The sequence below is a fragment of the Acidovorax sp. genome, assembly GCF_046294525.1.
GTDB lineage: Bacteria > Pseudomonadota > Gammaproteobacteria > Burkholderiales > Burkholderiaceae_C > Acidovorax.
Window position 1 is genome coordinate 58,597 of record NZ_JBKBKQ010000020.1, and the last position, 20,378, is coordinate 78,974.

The following is a 20,378-nucleotide window of genomic DNA, read 5'->3' on the forward strand; positions in this document are numbered from 1 at the left end:
CGTATTCCCCCTTTCAGCCATGGAAACAGCACGGGTTTTGCGGTCGTTTTTCACGCCGCCTTGACCTGAGGCAAGCTCACCCAGCCCGGTTTTTGAGGCCCATTCCCACAAGAAACGTCTCCGACGACTTGTCCCGCGAGGCCTTGGGTTTCAACGGTTTGACTACCTTGAAGGTCTGTTTGAACAGCGTCACCAGATCGCTGTAACCGCTGCCGTGGAACAGCTTGACAACCAGGGCACCGTCCGGTTTCAAATGGTTGCAAGCAAAATCGACCGCCAGCTCCACTAGGTGGGCGATGCGCGCTGCATCGACTGACTCGATGCCTGAAAGGTTGGGCGCCATGTCGGACACCACCACGTCCACCACGCGGCCGTCGAGCGCCTGCTCCAGGCGTTCCAGGACCTCGGGCTCGCGGAAATCGCCGTTGAGGTAAGTCACGCCTTCGATCGGCTCCATGGGCAGGATGTCCAGCGCGATGATCGCGCCATTGAGTTGCCCCGCAGCCGCACCTGTGGGTGAAAGCCGGCGGCGCAGGTATTGGCTCCAGGCGCCGGGTGTCGAGCCCAGATCCACCACCGTGTAGCCCGGCTTGATGAGCCCCAACTGCTCGTCGATCTCCTTGAGCTTGTAAGCGGCGCGCGCGCGGTAGCCCTCTTTCTGGGCTAGCTTCACATAGGTGTCGTTCACGTGGTCGTTCAGCCACGCCTTGTTGACCTTCTTGCTCTGGGTTTTGACTTTCATACGGGCTCCATTGTCTCTCGCCGGCCGCACATGCGACCACGGCGGTTCCTGACTCAAGATGAAATCAGCGCCCGCGCCGCAAAGCCCGGCACTTAAAATGCCACCCATGCCCCAAATTCAACTGACTCCCTCCGAGCGCCGGGAACACCGCGCCAACGCCCATCACCTCGACCCAGTGGTGCTGGTTGGCGGCGACGGCCTGACCCCCGCCGTCAAGAAGGAGATTGACGCTGCCCTGAACGCCCATGGCCTCATCAAGGTGCGCGTGTTCAACGATGACCGCGCAGCGCGCGAACTGATGTACCAGCAGATTACGGCCGACCTGAACGCCGCGCCCATCCAGCACATCGGCAAGCTGCTGGTGCTGTGGCGCCCCCAACCGGAAAAAGCGCGCACGGTGGATGAAGACCGCATGCCTGGCCCACGCGATGTGAAGGTACTCAAGTTCAGCAAGCGCGGTGGCCAGCGCCCCGAAATCAAGCAGCTGCGTGTGCTGGGCAACCAGCGCCTGACGTCGGGCGGACAGATCAAACGCGCCAAGCCCAAGCAGAAGTCCGTGAAGAAGCGCCAGGCTGATTGATGAACAGCGCCCCGGCAGCTTCCGCAGGCGCCTCCCCCACCCGCCACATTCTTTGCATGAAGTGGGGCACGAAGTACGGCCCCGAGTACGTGAACCGGCTTTACGCCATGGTGCGGCGGCACCTGACGGGCGACTTCCATTTTGTGTGCCTCACCGACGACAGCACCGGCATCCGCAGCGAGGTGCAGTGCCTGCCCATTCCGCCGCTGGATTTGCCGCCCGGCATTCCCGAGCGCGGCTGGACCAAGCTGGCCACGTTCAGCGAAGACCTGCACGGACTGAGGGGCACGGCGCTGTTTCTGGATGTGGATGTGGTCATCACCGGAAGCCTGGATGGATTCTTCACACAGCCGGGCGAATTTCTCATCATTCACGACTACAAGCGTCCGTGGCGCGTCACCGGCAACTCGTCGGTTTACCGCTTCGAGCTGGGTGCGCACCCCGACGTGCTGGCGTACTTCCGCGGACACTTTGCCGAGATCCGGCAACAGTTCCGCAATGAGCAGGCCTACCTTTCGGACTTTCTGCACCGCCAGGGCAAGCTGCAGTACTGGCCTTCATCGTGGTGCCCTAGCTTCAAGTACCACTGCATCCCCCCCTGGCCCACCAACTACTGGCGCGCGCCGTTTGTTCCACACGACGCGCGCATCGTGATTTTCCATGGGGAATGCAACCCGCCGGATGCCCTGGCCGGCCGGCGCAACCGGCGCCTGCGCTACATCTGCCCAGCCACTTGGGTAGCAGAGCACTGGCGCGAGTAAACTGCCGCAGCGCGCCGCCTTCTCCGATCAAGGGTAGCGCGGGCGGGTCTCTATCCCCGGTCTTGAGGAGCTTCGTTCGAATCACCCGGTGGCGGCGCCCCGGTCTGCAGCGTGAGCCACAGCACAGCCAGCGCGCAGCACCACTGCAGCGCATACATCACGGTGCCAACCGAATGCCACAGGCGCAGATCCTGCCGCGCCACGATGCGTGGCGCCACGCCAAACTGGGTGAGCAGGGCCAGCAACATGCCACCCAGTATGAAAACCATAGCTGCTTGCGCCCATGGATAAAGCGCTGGAGCCTGTTTTGGTCTTGAAATGATCAGCAGCACCACGCAGCAGGCCACCGCCACCCATGTCTGCGCTGCAAACAACTTGGCCGCCATGAACCCCGCCAGCGACGGCGACGGGAGATGGGAGAACAGCATGGGGACCACCAGGAATCCGATCGCCGTCATGCTGCCCCACCACAATGCCGCGACCAAGGCGGGAAGACGCTGGCGCATACCACCGGGTCCGGGCTGCATCGTCAGAGGTAGCTGACAGCCACCACCTCATAGCGGCGGATGCCGCCTGGGGCCTGCACTTCCGCCGTGTCGCCCTCTTCCTTGCCGATGAGCGCGCGGGCGATGGGGCTGGAGATGTTGATGAGGCCCTGCTTCAGGTCGGCCTCGTCCTCGCCCACGATCTGGTACTTGACCGTATCACCGGAGTCTTCATCCTCCAGCTCCACCGTGGCGCCAAACACCACCTTGCCACCCCCGTCCACGGCGCTGGGGTCGATCACCTGCGCTACCGACAGCTTGCCCTCGATCTCCTGGATACGGCCTTCGATAAAGCCCTGACGGTCCTTGGCGGCGTCGTAGTCGGCGTTTTCGCTCAGATCGCCCTGGGCACGTGCCTCGGCGATGGCGGTGATGACCGCAGGACGCTCCACGGTCTTAAGGCGATGCAGCTCTTCCTTGAGCTTTTCAGCGCCACGCTTGGTAATGGGAATGGTCGCCATTCTTGTGAGTCTCCATAAATCAAGGCAGCAGCGGCACGGCAGCGCCGCTGCAGTTGGGCCCGCCTGCCCGGCACAGCCAGTGCCCGCAGACATTGCGACCCTACAAAAGGAAACCGCCGCGAGTTGCCGCGCGGCGGTGTCTGTTCAAGCGGCGATTATGCCGCGTTTGGTGGGGCTTAGGCCAGCAGTTGGGCGTGCAGCTCCTGCACCGAGTACACATCGAGCTTGTCCATGTACTTCATGCCTTCCACGGCCGCCTCGGCGCCGAAGATGGTGGTGAAGGTGGTCACGCGGGCCAGCAGCGAACTGGTGCGGATGGCACGCGAATCGGCGATCGCATTGCGGCGCTCTTCCACGGTGTTGATGACCATCACGATCTCGTTGTTCTTGATCATGTCCACGATGTGCGGGCGGCCTTCGGTCACCTTGTTGACGACCTGCACCGGCACGCCGGCCGCATCAATGGCCGCGGCCGTGCCCTTGGTGGCTACGAGTTCGAAGCCCATGGCGACGAGCTGGCGCGCAATGTCCACCGCGCGCGGCTTGTCGGCGTTCTTCACCGTGAGGAAGACCTTGCCGGCCGTGGGCAGCTTGGTGCCCGCGCCCATCTGGCTCTTCACAAAAGCTTCGCCGAAGGTCTTGCCCACACCCATGACTTCACCGGTGGACTTCATCTCGGGGCCCAGGATGGTGTCCACGCCCGGGAATTTCACGAACGGGAACACCGCCTCCTTCACGCTGAAGTACGGCGGCGTCACTTCCTTGGTGATGCCCTGCGAGGCCAGCGTCTGGCCGGCCATGCAGCGTGCGGCCACCTTGGCCAGCTGGATGCCTGTGGCCTTGCTCACGAACGGCACCGTGCGCGACGCGCGCGGGTTCACTTCCAGCACGTAGATCACGTCCTTGCCTTCAGTCTCCTGAATGGCGAACTGCACGTTCATCAGGCCGACCACGTTCAGGCCCTGGGCCATGGCGGCAGTCTGGCGCTTGATCTCGTCCACGGTGGCCTGAGACAGGTAGTACGGAGGCAGCGAGCAGGCGGAGTCGCCGCTGTGCACGCCGGCTTGCTCGATGTGCTCCATCACGCCGCCGATAAAGGTGACGCCTGTGGAGTCGCGCACGCAGTCCACATCGCACTCGATGGCGTTGGAGAGGAAGCGGTCGAGCAGCACGGGCGAGTCGTTGCTCACCTTGACGGCCTCGCGCATGTAGCGCTCCAGGTCCCGCTGCTCGTGCACGATTTCCATCGCGCGGCCACCCAGCACGTAGCTGGGGCGCACCACCAGGGGGTACCCCAGGGCGGCGGCCTTTTCCAGAGCCTCGGCTTCGGTACGGGCCGTGGCGTTGGGCGGCTGGCGCAGGCCCAGGTCGCCCAGCAGCTTCTGGAAGCGCTCGCGGTCTTCAGCCGCATCGATCATGTCGGGCGTGGTGCCAATGATCGGCACGCCTTCTGCCTCCAGGCCCAGGGCGAGCTTCAGGGGCGTCTGACCGCCGTACTGCACGATCACGCCAACCGGCTTTTCCTTGTCCACGATCTCCAGAACGTCTTCGAGCGTCACGGGCTCGAAGTACAGGCGGTCGGATGTGTCGTAGTCGGTGGAGACCGTCTCGGGATTGCAGTTGACCATGATGGTCTCGTAGCCGTCCTCACGCATCGCCAGCGCTGCGTGCACGCAGCAGTAATCGAACTCGATGCCCTGGCCAATGCGGTTGGGGCCACCGCCCAGCACCATGATCTTCTTTTTGTCGGTCGGCTCGGCCTCGCACTCTTCGTCGTAGGTGGAGTACAGGTAGGCCGTGTTGGTGGCGAACTCGGCAGCGCAGGTGTCCACGCGCTTGTAGACGGGGCGCACGTTGAGCGCGCGGCGTGCCTCGCGCACGGCCTTCTCGCTGGTCTTGAGCAGCTTGGCCAGGCGGCGGTCAGAAAAGCCCTTTTGCTTGAGGGTGCGCAGCGTGGTGGCATCCAGTGCTGCGAGCGCGCCTTCACCCTTTTCGGCCACCAGCTTGTCGATATCCAGCTCGATCTTCACGATCTGCTCAATCTGCACCAGGAACCAGCGGTCGATCTTGGTCAACTCGAACACTTCATCGACCGACAGGCCCATGGCGAAGGCATCGCCCACGTACCAGATGCGCTCGGGGCCGGGCTCGCCCAGTTCCTTTTCCAGCGTCTCGCGGTCCTGGGTCTTCTCGTTCATCCCGTCCACGCCGACTTCCAGGCCGCGCAGGGCTTTCTGGAAGGACTCCTGGAAGGTACGGCCCATGGCCATGACCTCGCCCACGGATTTCATCTGCGTGGTCAGTCGGCTGTCGGCCGTGGGGAATTTCTCGAAAGCAAAACGCGGGATCTTCGTGACCACGTAGTCGATGGAGGGCTCGAACGACGCGGGCGTGGCGCCGCCGGTGATCTCGTTCTTGAGCTCGTCGAGCGTGTAGCCGACGGCCAGCTTGGCGGCGACCTTGGCGATCGGGAAGCCCGTGGCCTTGGAGGCCAGCGCCGACGAACGCGACACGCGCGGGTTCATCTCGATGACGATCATGCGGCCGTCCTTCGGGTTCACCGAGAACTGCACATTGGAGCCGCCCGTGTCCACGCCGATCTCGCGCAGCACCGCGAGCGAGGCGTTGCGCATGATCTGGTATTCCTTGTCGGTCAGCGTTTGCGCAGGGGCCACCGTGATCGAGTCGCCGGTGTGCACGCCCATCGGGTCCAGGTTCTCGATGGAGCAGATGATGATGCAGTTGTCCGCCTTGTCGCGGACCACTTCCATCTCATACTCCTTCCAGCCCAGTAGCGACTCTTCGATGAGCAACTCGTTGGTGGGGGAGGCTTCCAAACCGCGTTTGCAGATGGTTTCGAATTCTTCGGGGTTGTAGGCGATGCCACCGCCCGTGCCGCCCAGCGTGAAGCTGGGGCGGATAACAGTGGGAAAGCCCACGTTCTTCTGCACCGCCCAGGCTTCTTCCATGCTGTGCGCAATGCCCGACCGCGCGGAGCCCAGACCAATCTTGGTCATGGCGTCCTTGAACTTGAGACGGTCTTCCGCCTTGTCGATAGCTTCGGGCGTGGCGCCAATCAGCTCCACCTTGTATTTATCGAGCACGCCGTTGTGCCACAGGTCCAGCGCACAGTTGAGTGCGGTCTGGCCGCCCATGGTGGGCAGAATGGCGTCGGGGCGCTCTTTGGCAATGATCTTCTCGACCGTCTGCCAGGTGATGGGCTCGATGTAGGTGACGTCGGCCGTGGCCGGGTCGGTCATGATCGTCGCGGGGTTGCTGTTGATCAGGATGACCTTGTAGCCCTCTTCGCGCAGCGCCTTGCAGGCCTGCACGCCGGAGTAGTCGAACTCGCAGGCCTGGCCGATGATGATCGGGCCAGCGCCAATGATGAGGATGCTTTTGATGTCTGTACGTTTTGGCATGTTCTGTCGATCAATCAGTCGATCGTGGGTTCTGCTGCCTGGGGGCCAGAGGTCTGGGCGGGGGTGTCGTCGCCGGTCTGGGGTCGTCGCTCGGCGAGCTTGGCCAGAAGTGCCTGGGCACGCTCGGCCGGCAGGTTTTTCTGCATGAGTTGCAGCAGGCCGTCGCCCTGGATCAGCGGGCGCAGCACTTCTTCTTCAGCGTCATAAAACGTGACCTCCCAGTCGCGCAGCATCTCCGCGAATTCCGCGTCGTCCATGGTCTTGCATTTGGCCACCAGCGTGACCAAGGGCATGGCCTTGTTCTCGACAAAAGACTTCTTGTAGGGCTTCTGGGCCCAGCGCACGGAAAACCACTCGCGGTGGTGCGGCGGCAGGGTCAGCACGCGCTTGTGAATGGCCTTCTCAAGCGATGCGAGGGGGAAGCTGAACAGTTTCATGGCGCTCTTCCTTGGGGCCTCAGGCCGGCGCTTTCGCGGCACGCATCGTGTCCGTGAAGCGATCAAACAGGTAGGCGATATCGTGCGGGCCGGGCGAAGCCTCAGGGTGGCCCTGGAAGCAGAACGCAGGCTTGTCCTTGTGCGCCAGGCCCTGCAGCGTGCCGTCGAACAAACTCACATGGGTAGCGCGCAGGTTGGACGGCAGCGAATCCATCTCCACCGCAAAACCGTGGTTCTGGCTGGTGATGCTCACGCGGCCGGAGTCGAGGTCCTTCACCGGGTGGTTAGCGCCGTGGTGGCTGTTGGTCATCTTGAAGGTCTTGGCACCGGCGGCCAGGGCCATGATCTGGTGGCCCAGGCAAATGCCGAAGGTAGGTACGCCGCTGTCCACGATGGTGCGCGTAGCTTCAATGGCGTAGTCGCAAGGCTGTGGGTCGCCAGGGCCATTGGACAGGAACACGCCGTCCGGCTTCATGGCCAGCACGTCCGCCGCAGGTGTCTGCGCGGGCACTACCGTGACTTTGCAGCCACGCTGTGCCAGCATGCGCAGGATGTTTTTCTTGACGCCGTAGTCATAGGCCACGACGTGAAACTGCGGGGCGTCGAGCTTGCCGTAGCCCTTGCCCAGCGCCCATTCGGTCTCGGTCCACTCGTAGGTTGCCTTGGTGGAGACGACCTTGGCCAGGTCCAGCCCTGCCATGTTGGGCGCTGCCTTGGCCGCTGCCAGCGTTTCGTCAATCAGCGCTTGCGTGACAGCCTGGCCCGGTGCGAGCCCCATGATGGCGCCGTTTTGTGCCCCCTTTTCGCGCAGGAGGCGGGTGAGCTTGCGGGTGTCGATGTTGGCAATGGCCACCGTGCGTTCACGCACGAGATACTGGGACAGCGTCTCGGTGGAGCGGAAGTTGCTGGCCAACAGAGGCAAGTCCTTGATGATCAGGCCTGCGGCATGGACCTTGTCGGCTTCGATGTCCTCGGAATTGACGCCGTAGTTGCCGATGTGCGGGTACGTCAGGGTGACGATCTGCTGGCAGTAGCTGGGGTCGGTAAGGATTTCCTGGTAGCCGACGATGGAGGTGTTGAACACCACTTCGCCGACGGTGGTGCCAACGTCTGCAGACGCAGCACCGATCGAATTGCCGATAAAGACCGTGCCGTCTGCGAGCGCCAGGATGGCGGGCGGGAAGGTTCCCTGTAGAGACAAAAGCACTGGGTTCTCCGGATGGTTACGGTCGCCCGGCGCCTGCAGGCCGCTTGCAAAGGATGTTTGCAATCGAATGCCGGCGGCTGCTCTCAGATGGGTTGTTGCTTTGGGTGCGGTCGGGCGACGCTGTTGCGAGAAAAGCTCCCGATTATACCCCTGGCCCATGACTGATCCGGAAATGCAGGTCTTGCATAACCTTGTCAAGCAGGTTTACACAGGGTCCCGCAGTGCAGTGCGCTGCAACCGCCCCCGTCCAGTGGGGCTACAGCCCAGCTCCACTCGCATGCAGGCAGATGGCCGCCGCTGCTGCCACGTTCAACGACTCTTCGCCGCCAGGCTGTGCGATGCGGATGCGCAGGGCGGCACGGTCTTCCAGGCCTTGAGAGACGCCCTGCCCTTCATGGCCCATCACCCAGGCACAGGGCCAGGGCAGTGCCGCGCGATGCAGAAAATCGCCTGCGTGAGAGCTGGTCACCAGCAGCGGCACCTGCAGCGCTGCCAGGTCGCTCTCACCCACGCCTTCAACCAGGCTCAGCGCAAAATGCGCACCCATGCCAGCGCGCAGCACTTTGGGCGACCACAGGGCCGCGCTGCCCTTGATCGCCACCACCTGCCGGAACCCGAAGGCCGACGCGCTGCGCAAGATGGAGCCCACGTTGCCGGCGTCCTGGACGCGGTCCAGCACCACCGTGGCGGCATGGGGCTGCACGGCCGCGTGGGGCGGCAAGTCCAGAAGAAAACCCATGCGGGCCGGGGATTCCAAACCGCTGATGTCTGCGAACAGCGCATCGGCGATTACTACGGTTTTGATAGCTGCTTGCGCCCATTCCACCTGCGCTAGCGGCCAAAAAGATTCAGAAAAAACAGACACCGCCGGGCGCAGCCCGCGCGCCAGGGCAGCCCGGCACAGGTGGTCGCCCTCCAGCCACACGCGCCCCTGCTTGCGGTAGGCGGTGGTGTCCTGGGCGAAGCGGCGCAGTTCTTTGACAAAACTGTTGTCGCGCGAGTGGATGGTGGTGACGGAGGGCGAAGTCATACAGCGGTGGTCGTCAAGGGGCCGACCTGCAGGCTCTGCGCCACGGGCGCAAAGGAGCGGCGGTGGTACACACACGCCCCATGCGTCCGCAGCGCCTCCATGTGCACGGCCGTGCCATAGCCTTTGTGTCCGGCAAACCCGTAGTGCGGAAACTCAACGTGTACCTGCTCGCACCATCGGTCGCGGTGCACCTTGGCCAGGATGGACGCGGCGGAAATCGACTTCACGAGCGAGTCGCCCTTGATGATGGCCTCGGCGGGCACGTCGAGCGTGGGCAGGCGGTTGCCATCCACCATCACCCGCACGGGCTTGAGCCGCAGGCCCAGCACGGCGCGGCGCATGGCCAGCAGCGTGGCCTGCAGGATGTTCAGCTGGTCGATCTCTTCCACGCTGGCTTCGGCGATGCTGCAGCACAGCGCCTTGGCGCGGATCTCGTCATACAGCTTCTCGCGCCGTGCGGCCGTGAGCTTTTTGGAGTCATCCAGGCCTGCGATGGGATGCAGATCATCCAGGATGACGGCCGCCGCCACCACGGGCCCTGCCAGGGGGCCGCGCCCGGCCTCGTCCACGCCCGCCACCAGGCCGGGCGGGTGCCAGGGCAGGCTGGCCTGCTCAGTCAGCAGCGGAGGGGTTGAGGATGATTTTCTGGATCGCATCGGCAGCCAGTTGGGGGGTGTTGCGGTGCAGGCTCTCGTGCAAGGCCGTAAAGCGCTGCTCCAACGCCGTGATTTTCTGCGGATTGTGCGTTCGCGCGTCCAGCCAATCCAGCGTCGCCGCGCAAAGGGCCTGCGGCGTGGCCGCGTCCTGGATCAGTTCAGGCACCACAAAGTCACGGCACAGGATGTTGGGCAGACCCACCCAGGGTTGCAGCTGCTTGCGCCGCATCAGCCACCAGCTCAGCGGGTGCATGTGGTATCCGATGACCATGGGGCGCTTGAACAGCGCGGCTTCAAGGGTGGCGGTGCCGCTGGCGATCAGCGTGGCGTCGCACGCCGCCAGCGCCGTGTGAGACTGGCCGGTGATGATCTGCACCCGGCCGCCCAGCCCGCATTGGTGTATCACCTGCTCAATGCGGGTTTGCAGGGCAGGAACGGCAGGCACTATTAATTTGATAGCTTGTCGCGCTTGCTGGATAAGCGCTGCAGCCTGAAAAAACGGTTGTGCAATGTACTGAATCTCTGACGACCGGCTGCCCGGCAGCACAGCCAGCACCTCGTCGCCATCGTCCAGGCCCAGCTGTGCGCGGGCCGCCGAACGGTCGGGCACCATGGGGATCACCCCCGCCAGTGGATGGCCCACGTAGGTGGCGGCAATGCCGTGCTGGGCGAGCAGTTCGGGCTCGAAGGGGAAGATGCACAGCACATGGTCGGCGCTGCGGCGGATTTTTTCCACACGTTCTGCTCGCCAGGCCCAGATGGAGGGGCAAACGAAATGCACGGTCTTGATGCCTGCGGCGCGCAGGTCCGCCTCCAGTCCCAGATTGAAATCCGGTGCGTCCACGCCGATGAACACATCGGGGCGGTCGCTGAGCAGGCGCGCGCGCAGTTGCTTGCGGATGCCCAGTAGCTCGCGCAGGCGGCGCAGCACTTCCATGCTGTAGCCGTGCACAGCCAGCTTCTCGCTGGGCCACCAGGCGGCAAAGCCACGGCGCTCCATCTGCGGGCCACCAATGCCAAAGGACGCGAGGCCCGGCCAATGGGCCTGCATGCCGTCAATCAACAGGCCGGCAAGCAGATCTCCCGAAGTCTCGCCCGCCACCATGGCGATGCGGGGGGAAGCACGCATCACCGCTCCTCAGCGCGCAATGCCGCGCGTGGACGCATCCAGGAACGCCAGCACCAGCGCCACATCGGCCGCCGCTTCGGGATGGGAGGCCTGCAGGTCGTTGATGGCAGCGCGAGCGGCCTCCAGCGTCAAGCCCTGGCGGTACAACGCGCGGTGCACCTGCTTGATGGCCGCCACACGCTCGGCCGAGAAGCCCCGGCGGCGCAGACCTTCCAGATTCAGGCCCCGCACGGACAGCGGGTTGCCGTCTACCATCATGAAAGGCGGTACGTCCTGCGACACGGCGCTGGAAAAGCCGATCATGGCGTGCGCGCCAATCTTCACAAACTGGTGGATGCCGGTCAGGCCACCCACCGTCACCCAGTCGCCGATCAGCACATGGCCGGCCAGCGTGGTGTTGTTGGCCATGGTCGTGTGGTTGCCCACATGGCAGTCGTGCGCGATGTGGGTGTAGGCCATGATCCAGTTGTCGTCGCCAATGCTCGTCTTGCCGCCCGCACCCGGCACGCCGCGGTTGAAGGTGCAGAACTCGCGCACGGTGTTGCGGTCGCCGATGACCAGCTCGGTGTCCTCGCCCTTGTACTTCTTGTCCTGTGGATCCGCCCCCAGCGACGCGAACTGGTAGATGCGGTTGTCCCGGCCGATGGTGGTACGCCCCTGGATCACGCAGTGCGAACCTACCGAGCTGCCAGCGCCAATCACAACCTGCGGTCCAATGACCGCATACGGCCCCACCGTGACGGAAGGGTCAATGCGCGCACCCGCCTCGATGATGGCAGTGGGATGGATGTTGCTCACGGTCCAGCGGTCTTGTCTTAATCTGTCAATTCAATGCATCAGTCGGCCAACCGGCCGATCAGCCCACGCTGCGCATGGTGCACATAAGCTCGGCTTCGCAAGCGACCTCTTCGCCCACGCTGGCCACACCCTTGAACTTCCAGATGCCGCCGCGTACGCGATCAATGGTGATGGTGAGGATGAGCTGGTCGCCTGGCTCCACGGGGCGCTTGAAGCGCGCGCCATCGATGCCCACAAAGTAGTAGATGTTGTTTTCGTCGGGCACCTTGCCCATGGCATCAAAGGCCAGCAAGCCAGCGGCCTGCGCTAGCGCTTCCAGGATCAACACACCCGGCATCACCGGACGACCGGGGAAATGCCCCATGAAATAGGGCTCGTTGAACGTGACGTTCTTTATGGCCTTGATGCGGGTGTTGCTCTCCAACTCGATCACCTTGTCCACCAGCAAAAAGGGGTAGCGGTGGGGCAGTTGCTTGAGAATTGCGTGAATATCCATCATCGAGTTGTTCTTCCGTCGTCTTTCATGCTGCCTTGAGAGCCTGTTCCAGCGCCTTGATCCGCTCGCGCAGGCTGTGCAGTTGTTTGAGTGTTGCAGCGTTTTTTTCCCAGCGCGCATTGTCGTCGATGGGGAACATGCCGGTGTACTGACCAGGCTGTGTCAGCGAACGCGTGACCACCGTGGCCGCCGAAATGTGAACGTTGTCGGCCAGTTGCAGGTGACCCAGCACGATTGCACCGCCCCCCACGGTGCAGTGCGCCCCGATGGTGGCGCTGCCCGCAATGCCCACGCAGCCCGCCATGGCGGAGTGTTTTCCGATGCGCACGTTGTGGCCCACCTGGATCAGGTTGTCGAGCTTCACGCCGTCCTCGATGACCGTGTCTTGCAGCGCGCCTCGGTCGATGCAGGTGTTGGCCCCGATCTCGACGTCGTCGCCAATGCGCACGGCCCCAAGTTGCTCGATCTTGACCCACTGGCCGTTTTCTGGCGCAAAGCCAAACCCGTCGGCACCGATGACCGCACCCGCGTGCACGATGCAGCGCGCACCGATGTGGCAGTCCTCGCCCACGGTCACCCGCGACTTGAGCACGGTGTGCGCACCCACGTGTGCCCCCCGCTCCACCACACACAGCGGGCCGATGGTCGCCGTGGGATGCACCTGCGCCATGGCATCCACTACCGCGCTGGGATGCACGCCCGCTGCCCGCGCCGGGGCATTGCGCTGCCGCCACAACTGGGTGGCACGCGCAAAGTAGACATAGGGGTTATCCGCCACGATGCAGGCGCCTCGGGCCAGAGCGGCTTCGCGCAGGGTGGGAGCCACAATGACACAGGCCGCCCGGGAGGCGGCCAGTTGTTGTTGGTAGCGAGGGTTGCTCAGGAAACTGAGGTCTCCCGGGCCCGCAACCTCCAGTGGCGCAATGCGGGCGATGGCGGTATCCCGCGCCCCACCCTCCAGCGAACCACCGAGCGCATCAACAATGTGCCCGAGTAGCAAGCTGCTCACGCGTCACCTGCCCAGCGGTTTTGCAGCTTACTTGGTGCCTGCAGTGGCATTCAGTGCCTTGATCACCTTGTCGGTGATGTCATGCTTGGGGTTGATGTAGACGGCCTCTTGCAGGATCACGTCGTACTTCTCGGCTTCAGCGACCTGCTTGACCACCTTGTTGGCACGGTCCAGCACTTGCGACAGCTCTTCGTTCTTGCGCGCGGTCAGGTCTTCCTGGAACTCACGGCGCTTGCGCTGGAAGTCACGATCCTGGTCCACCAGTTGGCGCTGGCGTGTGGTGCGCTGGCTTTCTGCCATGGTGGGCGCTTCGCGCTCGAACTTTTCACTGGCAGTCTTCAGGGTGTTGCCCAAGTCCACCAGCTCTTTTTCCCGGCGGGCGAACTCCTGTTCCAGCTTGGCCTGCGCGGCCTTGGCCGTGTTGGCCTCGCGGAAGATGCGGTCGGTGTTGACGAAACCGGCCTTGAAGGATTCTTGTGCTTGCACGGGAGCCGCGACGGCAATGGTGCCCAGCAGCAGAGCCAAGGAAATACGGCGGGAGAATGATTTCATTAGAAAGACGTTCCGATCTGGAATTGCAGTTTCTGGATTCTATCGCCAGCGAACTTGCGCACCGGCTGCGCAAACGCCAAGCGCAGAGGCCCCAGCGGAGAAATCCAGCTCAGGCCCAAGCCGACGGAGGAGCGCATGTCACTGAACGTGACCTTGTCATTCTCTCCGTACACATTACCCACATCCACGAAGGTAAACACGCGCAGGGTCCGGTCGTTCCCTGCGCCAGGAAACGGGGCAATCAGCTCCGCGTTCAAGGTGACCTTTTTAGGGCCGCCCAAAGATGCGCCAGTGACGTCGCGCGGGCCCAGCGTGCCCTGGTCAAAGCCGCGCACCGAACCCAGTCCGCCCGAATAGAAATTCTTGAACACCGGGAACGGACGACCGTTCATGCCCTTGCCCACGCCCACTTCGCCGTTGAACGCCACGGTGAAGCGCTTGTTGAGCGGCACATACTGCTGGTACTGGTAGTTGGCCCGCACATAACGCGCATCGCCCGCCACGGACCATTCGGAATTGAGACGCTGGTACCGCCCGGAATTGGGCGCGAGCGCGCTGTCGCGGTCATCGCGCGACCAGCCGATAGTGAGTGGAATCGAAGTGCTGCTGTAGCCGAACTTGTCGGCGTAGGCGAGATACGTGGCCGGGATATTGGTCCCTGGCTTGATCTTGGTCTGCTCCAGCCCGCCACCGAAGAACACCGTATCGGTCTCGCTGAACGGGATACCAAAGCGCACCGACGTGCCGGTGGTGATCAGCTCGTAGTTGCCACCCTGGTCCTCGTAAGGCTTATCCGTGCGGTAGTACACGTCCAGCGTGCGCGAGATGCCTTCCGGCGTGAAGTACGGGTTGGTGGTGCTGAACACCAGGGTGCGGCGGTACTTGCTGGTGTTTACGTCGATACCCAGGTAGTTTCCCGAGCCGAAAATGTTCTCCTGCTTGATACCGAACGAAAGCGCCACCTTTTCGGCGCTGGAGAAGCCAACGCCCATTTGCAGCGAGCCCGTGGGCTTCTCGGCCACGTTGATCACCAGATCCACCTGGTCCGGGGAGCCCGGCACTTCCTGGGTTTCGACATTGACTTCAGTGAAGAAGCCGAGACGGTCCACCCGGTCGCGCGATAGGCGGATCTTCTCTCCGTCGTACCACGAGGCCTCGTACTGGCGGAACTCACGCCGGATGACTTCATCCCGCGTGCGGTTGTTGCCGCTCACGTTGATGCGCCGCACGTAAGCCCGGCGCGCAGGCTCGGCCTGCAGCGCAAAGGTCACGCGGTTGTTTTCGCGGTCGATTTCAGGCACGGCTTCGACGCGCGCAAATGCAAAGCCGAAACGGGCGAAATACTCGGAGAACGCCTTGGTCGTCTCCGTGACCTGATCTGCGTTGTAGGGCTCGCCAACACGGATCGCAACGAGCGACTTGAACTCATCCTCACGGTCCAGGTAGTTGCCTTCGAGCTTGACGCCGGACACCACAAAACGCTCGCCCTCGGTCACGTTGACGGTGATGGAGATGTCCTGCTTGTCCGGCGAAATGGCCACCTGCGTGGAGTCCACACGGAACTCCAGGTAGCCACGCTGCAGGTAGTACGAACGAAGAGTTTCCAGGTCGGCGTTGAGCTTTGCGCGCGAATAGCGGTCGGACTTGGTGTACCAGCTCAGCCAGCCGCCGGTGTCCTGGTCGAACAGGCCTTTCAGCGTGGATTCGCTGAACGCCTTGCTGCCCACGATGCGCACCTCCTTGATGCGAGCGGGTTCGCCCTCCACGACGGTGAACGTGAGATTCACCCGGTTGCGCTCGATGGGCGTCACGGTGGTCACAACCTCGGCGCCATAGAGGCTCTTGTTGATGTACTGGCGCTTGAGTTCCTGCTCGGCGCGGTCGGCCAGCGCCTTGTCGTAGGGACGGCCTTCCGTCAGACCAACGTCCCGCATCGCTTTCTTGAGCGCGTCCTTGTCGAACTCGCGCGTGCCCGCAAAGTCCACGTCCGCGATGGTGGGGCGCTCCTCAACTACCACCACCAGCACATTGCCGCTGGCCTCCAGGCGCACGTCCTTGAACAGGCCCAGGCCGAACAGTGCACGGATGGCCGCGGCGCCTTTTTCGTCGTTGTAATCGTCGCCCACGCGCAGCGGCATGGAAGCAAACACCGTCCCGGGCTCCACGCGCTGAAGCCCCTCCACCCGGATGTCCTGCACCTTGAAAGGCTCCAGCGCCCATGCCGCGTTAGCGACAAAAATCATGGCGGCAATGGCCGATGCAGTGCGCACGCCCAGGCGATTGATGTGTTTTTTCATGAGTGAAGCTGGCGCCGCAGCAGGCTGGCAAGCGCGGCAAAAGAGTTAGCCAAAGAGCCGGGTGACATCGTTGAACAGGGCTATGGACATCATCAGAAGCAGCACAGCAACACCTGCGCGTTGCAGTCGCTCCATCCATGCGTCCGACACCCCCCTGCCGGTCACACCCTCCCAAAGATAATACATCAGGTGTCCCCCATCGAGGACCGGCAAGGGCAGCAGGTTCAGCACCCCCAAGCTGACGCTGATCAACGCCAGAAACACAAGGTACTGCGTGAGGCCCAGGCTGGCCGAGCGGCCTGCGTAATCGGCAATGGTCAGTGGACCGCTGAGGTTCTTGAGCGATGCCTCTCCAATGACCATGCGGCCCATCATGCGCAAGGTGAGCACTGACACGTCCCAAGTCTTCACCACGCCGGCCCACGCACCTTCCAGCATGCCGTACTCCACCGTCACGAATTCTGGCGCAGCGCCCACGTAGGCCCCAATCCGGCCCACGGTGCCGCTCGGTTCGGTCTTGGCGTCGGGCAGCACGTCGAGCGTGAGCACTTGTCCACCACGCTCGACCCGCCATGGCTGGGCCAGCGGCTCCTCACCGCGCACCGATTGGCGAATCAGCTCACGCAGCTGCTGGCCATCCACCACGTCCGTTGTGCCCAGCTTCAGCACCACGTCGCCCTGACGCAGGCCGGCGCGCTCCGCCGCTCCGCCAGCCATCACCTCGCCCAGCTCGGGCCGCGTCCACGGCCCCAGGATGCCGATCTTTCGGAACAATTGGGCGTCCGCCTCGCGTGTGTCGATGCGAGACATGTCGAGCAGAATTTCACGGTGCGATGCGCCTGCCTGGGGCACCACGTCCAAGCGCACCGTCTGGCCCTCCAGCGCGCCCCGGGTTAGCAGCCAGCGCAGGTCTTCAAACGAGCGCACAAGCTCCATGTCGTCAGACCCCAGAGCGGCGCGCTCCACCAGCTCGCCGCCGCGCAATCCCGCGCTCTGCGCCACAGACCCCGCCACGGGGCTGGCCAGCACGGCACGGGGTTCCTCCACGCCGTTCCAGTTCACCAACGAATACAACAGTACGGCCAGCAGCAGGTTGGCGGCTGGCCCCGCCGCCACGATGGCGGCACGCGAGCGCAGCGGCTGCGTGTTGAAGGCCAGATGGCGCTCTTCGGCGGCCACCGGCGCCTCGCGCTCATCCAGCATGCGTACATACCCCCCCAGCGGAAACGCACCCACCACAAATTCGGTGGGCGAACCCTTGGGCTGCCAGCGCAGCAGGGGCTTGCCAAAGCCCACGGAGAATTTCAGCACCTTGACCCCGCAGGCAACAGCCACGCGGTAGTGCCCGTATTCGTGCACGGCAATCAAGAGGCCCAGGGCCACGATGAAGGCAACAACGGTCAGGAGCATGGGTGGGTGTCCAGTTTCAACGCGCTGTGGCCTCAGGCCGCCAGTCGGCCTGCGGCGTGTTCTGCCGCATGGCGGGCTTGGGTGTCCAGGTCGAGCAGCGCTTCCAGCGAATCGGGCTTGGAGGGAGAAACCGCGTCCAAAGTTGCAAGGTTGACGGCATGGATGTGATCAAAGCGCAGCCGGCCCGACAAAAACGCCCCGACAGCGACCTCGTTGGCCGCATTCAGCACGGCCGTGGTTCCTTCAGCCGCCTTCAGGGCCTGCCAGGACAGGTGCAGGCCGGGGAAGCGGATCGCATCCGCATCCTCAAACGCCAGCGCAGACAGCGTGGAGAAATCCAGCTTGCTGGCGCCGCTGGCAATGCGCTCCGGCCAGGCCAGCCCGCAGGCAATGGGCACGCGCATGTCTGGCGTGCCCAGTTGCGCCAGGATGGACGCATCCTTGAACTGCACCATGGAGTGGATGATCTGCTGCGGATGGATCACCACCTTGATCTGGTCTGGGTGCAGATCGAACAGCCAGCGCGCTTCGATCACTTCGAGCGCCTTGTTCATCATGGTGGCGGAATCCACCGAGATCTTGCGCCCCATCGAAAAGTTGGGATGCGCGCACGCTTGCGCAGGCGTGATCTGCGACAGCGTAGCGGGATCCCGCTGCCTAAACGGCCCGCCCGAGGCCGTGAGCAGGATGCAGTCCAGCCGGTCCGCCCACGTGGCAGGGTCCTCGGGCAGGCACTGGAAGATGGCGGAGTGCTCGCTGTCGATGGGCAGCAGCGTGGCGCCCCCTTCGCGAACCGTCTGCATGAACAGAGCGCCGCCCACCACCAACGCTTCCTTGTTGGCCAGCAGCAGGCGCTTGCCAGCCCTTGCAGCCGCCAGGCAGGGAGCCAGGCCCGCCGCGCCGACGATGGCGGCCATCACGGCATCCACGTCGGGGTGAGACGCTACAGTTTCAAGAGCATCTTGCGCTTGCAGCACCTGCGTTGGAAGGCTGTTTTGCTTCAATTTTTCAGCCAACTGTGCCGCATGGGCTTCGCTGGCCATCACCGCATAGCGCGGACGGAACTGGGCGCACTGCGCCAGCAGCACGTCCACCTGCGTTGCCGCGCTCAGGGCGAACACCTCGAAGCGCTCGGGGTGGCGGGACACCACGTCCAGCGTGCTCGTCCCGATCGAGCCCGTCGAGCCCAGAACAGTCAGTCGTTGTTTCATCATTGCGTCGTCAGGCTCGTGAGCATCATGGCCAGTGGCAGCGTGGGGAGCAGCGCATCCACCCGGTCGAGCACGCCGCCGTGGCCAGGCAGCAGGCCGCTGCTGTCCTTGACCCCCGCGCTGCGCTTGATGAGCGACTCCACCAGGTCACCCGATACGCTCATGGCCACCATAAACAAGGCCCCGATCACCAGGAGCCACCAGCCCTGTTGGGCCATACGGCTGTAAAAGCTGGGCACCGCCGCTCCCCAGTGAGCGTCTGCAGCTACCCAGACAAAGGCCATGACCATCACACCCGCCAAGCCACCCCACACCCCCTCCCAGCTCTTGCCCGGGCTGATCGTGGGCGCGAGCTTGCCTTTGGTAAAGCGCAGTCCGAAGGCGCGGCCTGCGAAGTAGGCAAAGATGTCTGCGACCCACACCAGCAGCAGCACAGACAGCAAAAAGTTGATGCCCACCTTGCGCGCCTGCACGACGGCCAGCCAGGCCAGCCAGAGCGCCAGCACGCCCGCCACCAGACGCAGCGCTGAGGGAATGCGCGGCCACCCGGGCACACCGGCTTTCAGCAGCCAGGCCGTGGAGAGCACCCAGAGCCCCCCGCCCACCACCCAGAGCGCGGTCAACGGTTGGTCCAGCCAGCCCAGTGCCCACGAGCCCAGGCACAGGGCCACACAGGCGGCCCCAACGGCTACGGAGCCGGCCTGGCCAAAACCGCTGAGGCGCCCCCACTCCCAGGCCCCCGCCGCCATCAGCACCAGGACCACCACGGTGAATGGCAGCGTGGACGAATAAAAAAGGGCCGGCAGCAGGATGGCCAGCAGGACGAGGGCTGTGATGACGCGCTGTTTGAGCATGGAGCCTTTCGGAACCTGTGAAGGTTCTTAGCCCGGCATCGGATCGGGATGCGCGGACAGGATTTGTTCGGAGGTTTTGCCGAAACGGCGCTCGCGGCGGCTGAACGAGGCAATCGCTTCATCCAGCGCCGATTCATCGAAATCCGGCCACAGCCGGTCACTAAAAACAAACTCGGCGTAGGCCGACTGCCACAGCAGGAAGTTGCTGATCCGCATTTCGCCACCGGTGCGAATCACCAGGTCTGGGTCGGGCACATGCGCCAGACCCATGGCTCCCTGGAGGCTGGCTTCGGTGATGGGCTCTCCCCGCGCAGCCAGCGATGCTGCGGCCTGGGCAATGTCCCATCGCCCGCCATAGTTGAAACACACGTTGAGCACAAGCCGCGAGTTTTCGGCCGTGGCGGCTTCCGCCTGGACCAAGCCGTCGCGGACTTTGTCTGACAGCCCGGCGCGCTCGCCCACGAAGTACAGGCGCACGCCATCATTCTTGAGCTGTGGCACCTCGCGCCCCAAGGCCATCGCCAGCAGTTCCATGAGACCGGAGACCTCGTCTGCGGGACGGTTCCAGTTTTCGGAAGAGAACGCAAATACGGTCAACACCGCCACGCCACGCTCAGCGCATGCGCGCACACAGCGGCGCAGCGAGTCCACCCCTTGCTTGTGACCTGCCAAGCGCGGCAGAAAGCGGCGCTTGGCCCAGCGGCCGTTGCCATCCATGACGATGGCGATGTGGTGTGGCACCACGGGAAATACAGACATGGGAACGATCAAGCCCTGGGGG

The 20,378-nt window shown here is 63.8% G+C and carries 20 protein-coding genes; 2 read left to right on the forward strand and 18 right to left on the reverse strand.

Annotated features, from left to right (window positions below; translation table 11 throughout):
• Positions 1–76: 76 nt before the first annotated feature.
• Entirely contained in the window at positions 77–742 is a 666-nt protein-coding gene (locus ACK4HJ_RS17040) for an RlmE family RNA methyltransferase (RefSeq protein ID WP_409833774.1), read from the reverse strand.
• 106 nt (positions 743–848) lie between these two features.
• Between ACK4HJ_RS17040 and ACK4HJ_RS17045 the strand changes: the two genes are divergently transcribed.
• Entirely contained in the window at positions 849–1,322 is a 474-nt protein-coding gene (locus tag ACK4HJ_RS17045) for a YhbY family RNA-binding protein (RefSeq protein WP_409833776.1), read from the forward strand.
• The gene (locus tag ACK4HJ_RS17050; RefSeq protein WP_409833777.1) at positions 1,322–2,083 is read left to right on the forward strand and encodes a glycosyltransferase; all 762 of its coding nucleotides are present in this window, start codon (positions 1,322–1,324) and stop codon (positions 2,081–2,083) included. Before ACK4HJ_RS17045 ends, ACK4HJ_RS17050 begins: the two co-directional genes overlap by 1 nt.
• A gap of 50 nt (positions 2,084–2,133) precedes the next feature.
• On the opposite strand, the gene ACK4HJ_RS17055 is transcribed toward ACK4HJ_RS17050, so the two are convergent.
• The 17 genes from ACK4HJ_RS17055 to uppS form a co-directional block, all read right to left on the reverse strand.
• Positions 2,134–2,589 carry a DUF4149 domain-containing protein gene (locus tag ACK4HJ_RS17055; protein ID WP_409833779.1) on the reverse strand — a complete coding sequence of 152 codons (456 nt, stop codon included), beginning with the start codon at positions 2,587–2,589 and terminating at the stop codon, positions 2,134–2,136.
• 23 nt (positions 2,590–2,612) lie between these two features.
• Entirely contained in the window at positions 2,613–3,089 is a 477-nt protein-coding gene (gene greA / locus ACK4HJ_RS17060) for a transcription elongation factor GreA (protein WP_409833781.1), read from the reverse strand.
• 176 nt (positions 3,090–3,265) lie between these two features.
• Entirely contained in the window at positions 3,266–6,511 is a 3,246-nt protein-coding gene (gene carB / locus ACK4HJ_RS17065) for a carbamoyl-phosphate synthase large subunit (RefSeq protein WP_409833784.1), read from the reverse strand.
• A 14-nt stretch (positions 6,512–6,525) separates the two neighbouring features.
• Complete coding sequence (locus ACK4HJ_RS17070; RefSeq protein WP_409833786.1) at positions 6,526–6,948, reverse strand: hypothetical protein; 423 nt, start codon at positions 6,946–6,948, stop codon at positions 6,526–6,528.
• A gap of 19 nt (positions 6,949–6,967) precedes the next feature.
• On the reverse strand, positions 6,968–8,155 hold the full coding sequence (gene carA, locus ACK4HJ_RS17075; protein ID WP_409833788.1) for a glutamine-hydrolyzing carbamoyl-phosphate synthase small subunit: 1,188 nt from the start codon (positions 8,153–8,155) through the stop codon (positions 6,968–6,970).
• Positions 8,156–8,411: 256 nt separating this feature from the next.
• Positions 8,412–9,185: a TrmH family RNA methyltransferase gene (locus tag ACK4HJ_RS17080; protein WP_409833790.1), complete on the reverse strand. Its 774-nt coding sequence runs from the start codon at positions 9,183–9,185 to the stop codon at positions 8,412–8,414.
• Entirely contained in the window at positions 9,182–9,841 is a 660-nt protein-coding gene (gene rnhB, locus ACK4HJ_RS17085; protein WP_409833792.1) for a ribonuclease HII, read from the reverse strand. The genes ACK4HJ_RS17080 and rnhB overlap by 4 nt, the downstream gene beginning before the upstream one ends.
• Positions 9,798–10,970: a lipid-A-disaccharide synthase gene (gene lpxB / locus ACK4HJ_RS17090; protein WP_409833794.1), complete on the reverse strand. Its 1,173-nt coding sequence runs from the start codon at positions 10,968–10,970 to the stop codon at positions 9,798–9,800. The genes rnhB and lpxB overlap by 44 nt, the downstream gene beginning before the upstream one ends.
• Before the next feature lie 9 nt (positions 10,971–10,979).
• Positions 10,980–11,768 (reverse strand): acyl-ACP--UDP-N-acetylglucosamine O-acyltransferase, encoded by a 789-nt coding sequence (gene lpxA, locus ACK4HJ_RS17095; protein ID WP_409833796.1) that lies wholly within the window; start codon positions 11,766–11,768, stop codon positions 10,980–10,982.
• 58 nt (positions 11,769–11,826) lie between these two features.
• The gene (gene fabZ, locus ACK4HJ_RS17100) at positions 11,827–12,267 is read right to left on the reverse strand and encodes a 3-hydroxyacyl-ACP dehydratase FabZ (protein ID WP_291433164.1); all 441 of its coding nucleotides are present in this window, start codon (positions 12,265–12,267) and stop codon (positions 11,827–11,829) included.
• A 22-nt stretch (positions 12,268–12,289) separates the two neighbouring features.
• Complete coding sequence (lpxD, locus tag ACK4HJ_RS17105) at positions 12,290–13,273, reverse strand: UDP-3-O-(3-hydroxymyristoyl)glucosamine N-acyltransferase (RefSeq protein WP_409833798.1); 984 nt, start codon at positions 13,271–13,273, stop codon at positions 12,290–12,292.
• Positions 13,274–13,300: 27 nt separating this feature from the next.
• Positions 13,301–13,825, reverse strand: coding sequence for an OmpH family outer membrane protein (locus ACK4HJ_RS17110; RefSeq protein ID WP_409833800.1), 525 nt, complete (start codon positions 13,823–13,825; stop codon positions 13,301–13,303).
• Positions 13,825–16,122, reverse strand: coding sequence for an outer membrane protein assembly factor BamA (gene bamA / locus ACK4HJ_RS17115; RefSeq protein WP_409833802.1), 2,298 nt, complete (start codon positions 16,120–16,122; stop codon positions 13,825–13,827). The genes ACK4HJ_RS17110 and bamA overlap by 1 nt, the downstream gene beginning before the upstream one ends.
• 45 nt (positions 16,123–16,167) lie before the next feature.
• Entirely contained in the window at positions 16,168–17,532 is a 1,365-nt protein-coding gene (rseP, locus tag ACK4HJ_RS17120; protein ID WP_409833804.1) for an RIP metalloprotease RseP, read from the reverse strand.
• Between the two features lie 32 nt (positions 17,533–17,564).
• Positions 17,565–18,743 (reverse strand): 1-deoxy-D-xylulose-5-phosphate reductoisomerase, encoded by a 1,179-nt coding sequence (gene ispC, locus ACK4HJ_RS17125; RefSeq protein WP_409833823.1) that lies wholly within the window; start codon positions 18,741–18,743, stop codon positions 17,565–17,567.
• Positions 18,743–19,597 carry a phosphatidate cytidylyltransferase gene (locus ACK4HJ_RS17130; RefSeq protein WP_409833806.1) on the reverse strand — a complete coding sequence of 285 codons (855 nt, stop codon included), beginning with the start codon at positions 19,595–19,597 and terminating at the stop codon, positions 18,743–18,745. The genes ispC and ACK4HJ_RS17130 overlap by 1 nt, the downstream gene beginning before the upstream one ends.
• A 27-nt stretch (positions 19,598–19,624) precedes the next feature.
• On the reverse strand, positions 19,625–20,356 hold the full coding sequence (uppS, locus tag ACK4HJ_RS17135; RefSeq protein WP_409833808.1) for a polyprenyl diphosphate synthase: 732 nt from the start codon (positions 20,354–20,356) through the stop codon (positions 19,625–19,627).
• Positions 20,357–20,378 lie beyond the last annotated feature (22 nt).

Bases quoted from the DNA above. Each gene is read 5' to 3' on its own strand.
- ACK4HJ_RS17055 (WP_409833779.1), bottom strand. From the start codon at position 2,589: ATGCGCCAGCGTCTTCCCGCCTTGGTCGCGGCATTGTGGTGGGGCAGC.
- fabZ (WP_291433164.1), bottom strand. From the start codon at position 12,267: ATGATGGATATTCACGCAATTCTCAAGCAACTGCCCCACCGCTACCCC.
- ACK4HJ_RS17050 (WP_409833777.1), top strand. From the start codon at position 1,322: ATGAACAGCGCCCCGGCAGCTTCCGCAGGCGCCTCCCCCACCCGCCAC.
- ACK4HJ_RS17040 (WP_409833774.1), bottom strand. From the start codon at position 742: ATGAAAGTCAAAACCCAGAGCAAGAAGGTCAACAAGGCGTGGCTGAAC.
- ACK4HJ_RS17045 (WP_409833776.1), top strand. From the start codon at position 849: ATGCCCCAAATTCAACTGACTCCCTCCGAGCGCCGGGAACACCGCGCC.
- greA (WP_409833781.1), bottom strand. From the start codon at position 3,089: ATGGCGACCATTCCCATTACCAAGCGTGGCGCTGAAAAGCTCAAGGAA.
- bamA (WP_409833802.1), bottom strand. From the start codon at position 16,122: ATGAAAAAACACATCAATCGCCTGGGCGTGCGCACTGCATCGGCCATT.
- rseP (WP_409833804.1), bottom strand. From the start codon at position 17,532: ATGCTCCTGACCGTTGTTGCCTTCATCGTGGCCCTGGGCCTCTTGATT.
- rnhB (WP_409833792.1), bottom strand. From the start codon at position 9,841: ATGCGATCCAGAAAATCATCCTCAACCCCTCCGCTGCTGACTGAGCAG.
- ACK4HJ_RS17070 (WP_409833786.1), bottom strand. From the start codon at position 6,948: ATGAAACTGTTCAGCTTCCCCCTCGCATCGCTTGAGAAGGCCATTCAC.
- uppS (WP_409833808.1), bottom strand. From the start codon at position 20,356: ATGTCTGTATTTCCCGTGGTGCCACACCACATCGCCATCGTCATGGAT.
- ACK4HJ_RS17130 (WP_409833806.1), bottom strand. From the start codon at position 19,597: ATGCTCAAACAGCGCGTCATCACAGCCCTCGTCCTGCTGGCCATCCTG.
- ACK4HJ_RS17080 (WP_409833790.1), bottom strand. From the start codon at position 9,185: ATGACTTCGCCCTCCGTCACCACCATCCACTCGCGCGACAACAGTTTT.
- lpxB (WP_409833794.1), bottom strand. From the start codon at position 10,970: ATGCGTGCTTCCCCCCGCATCGCCATGGTGGCGGGCGAGACTTCGGGA.
- carB (WP_409833784.1), bottom strand. From the start codon at position 6,511: ATGCCAAAACGTACAGACATCAAAAGCATCCTCATCATTGGCGCTGGC.
- ispC (WP_409833823.1), bottom strand. From the start codon at position 18,743: ATGAAACAACGACTGACTGTTCTGGGCTCGACGGGCTCGATCGGGACG.
- ACK4HJ_RS17110 (WP_409833800.1), bottom strand. From the start codon at position 13,825: ATGAAATCATTCTCCCGCCGTATTTCCTTGGCTCTGCTGCTGGGCACC.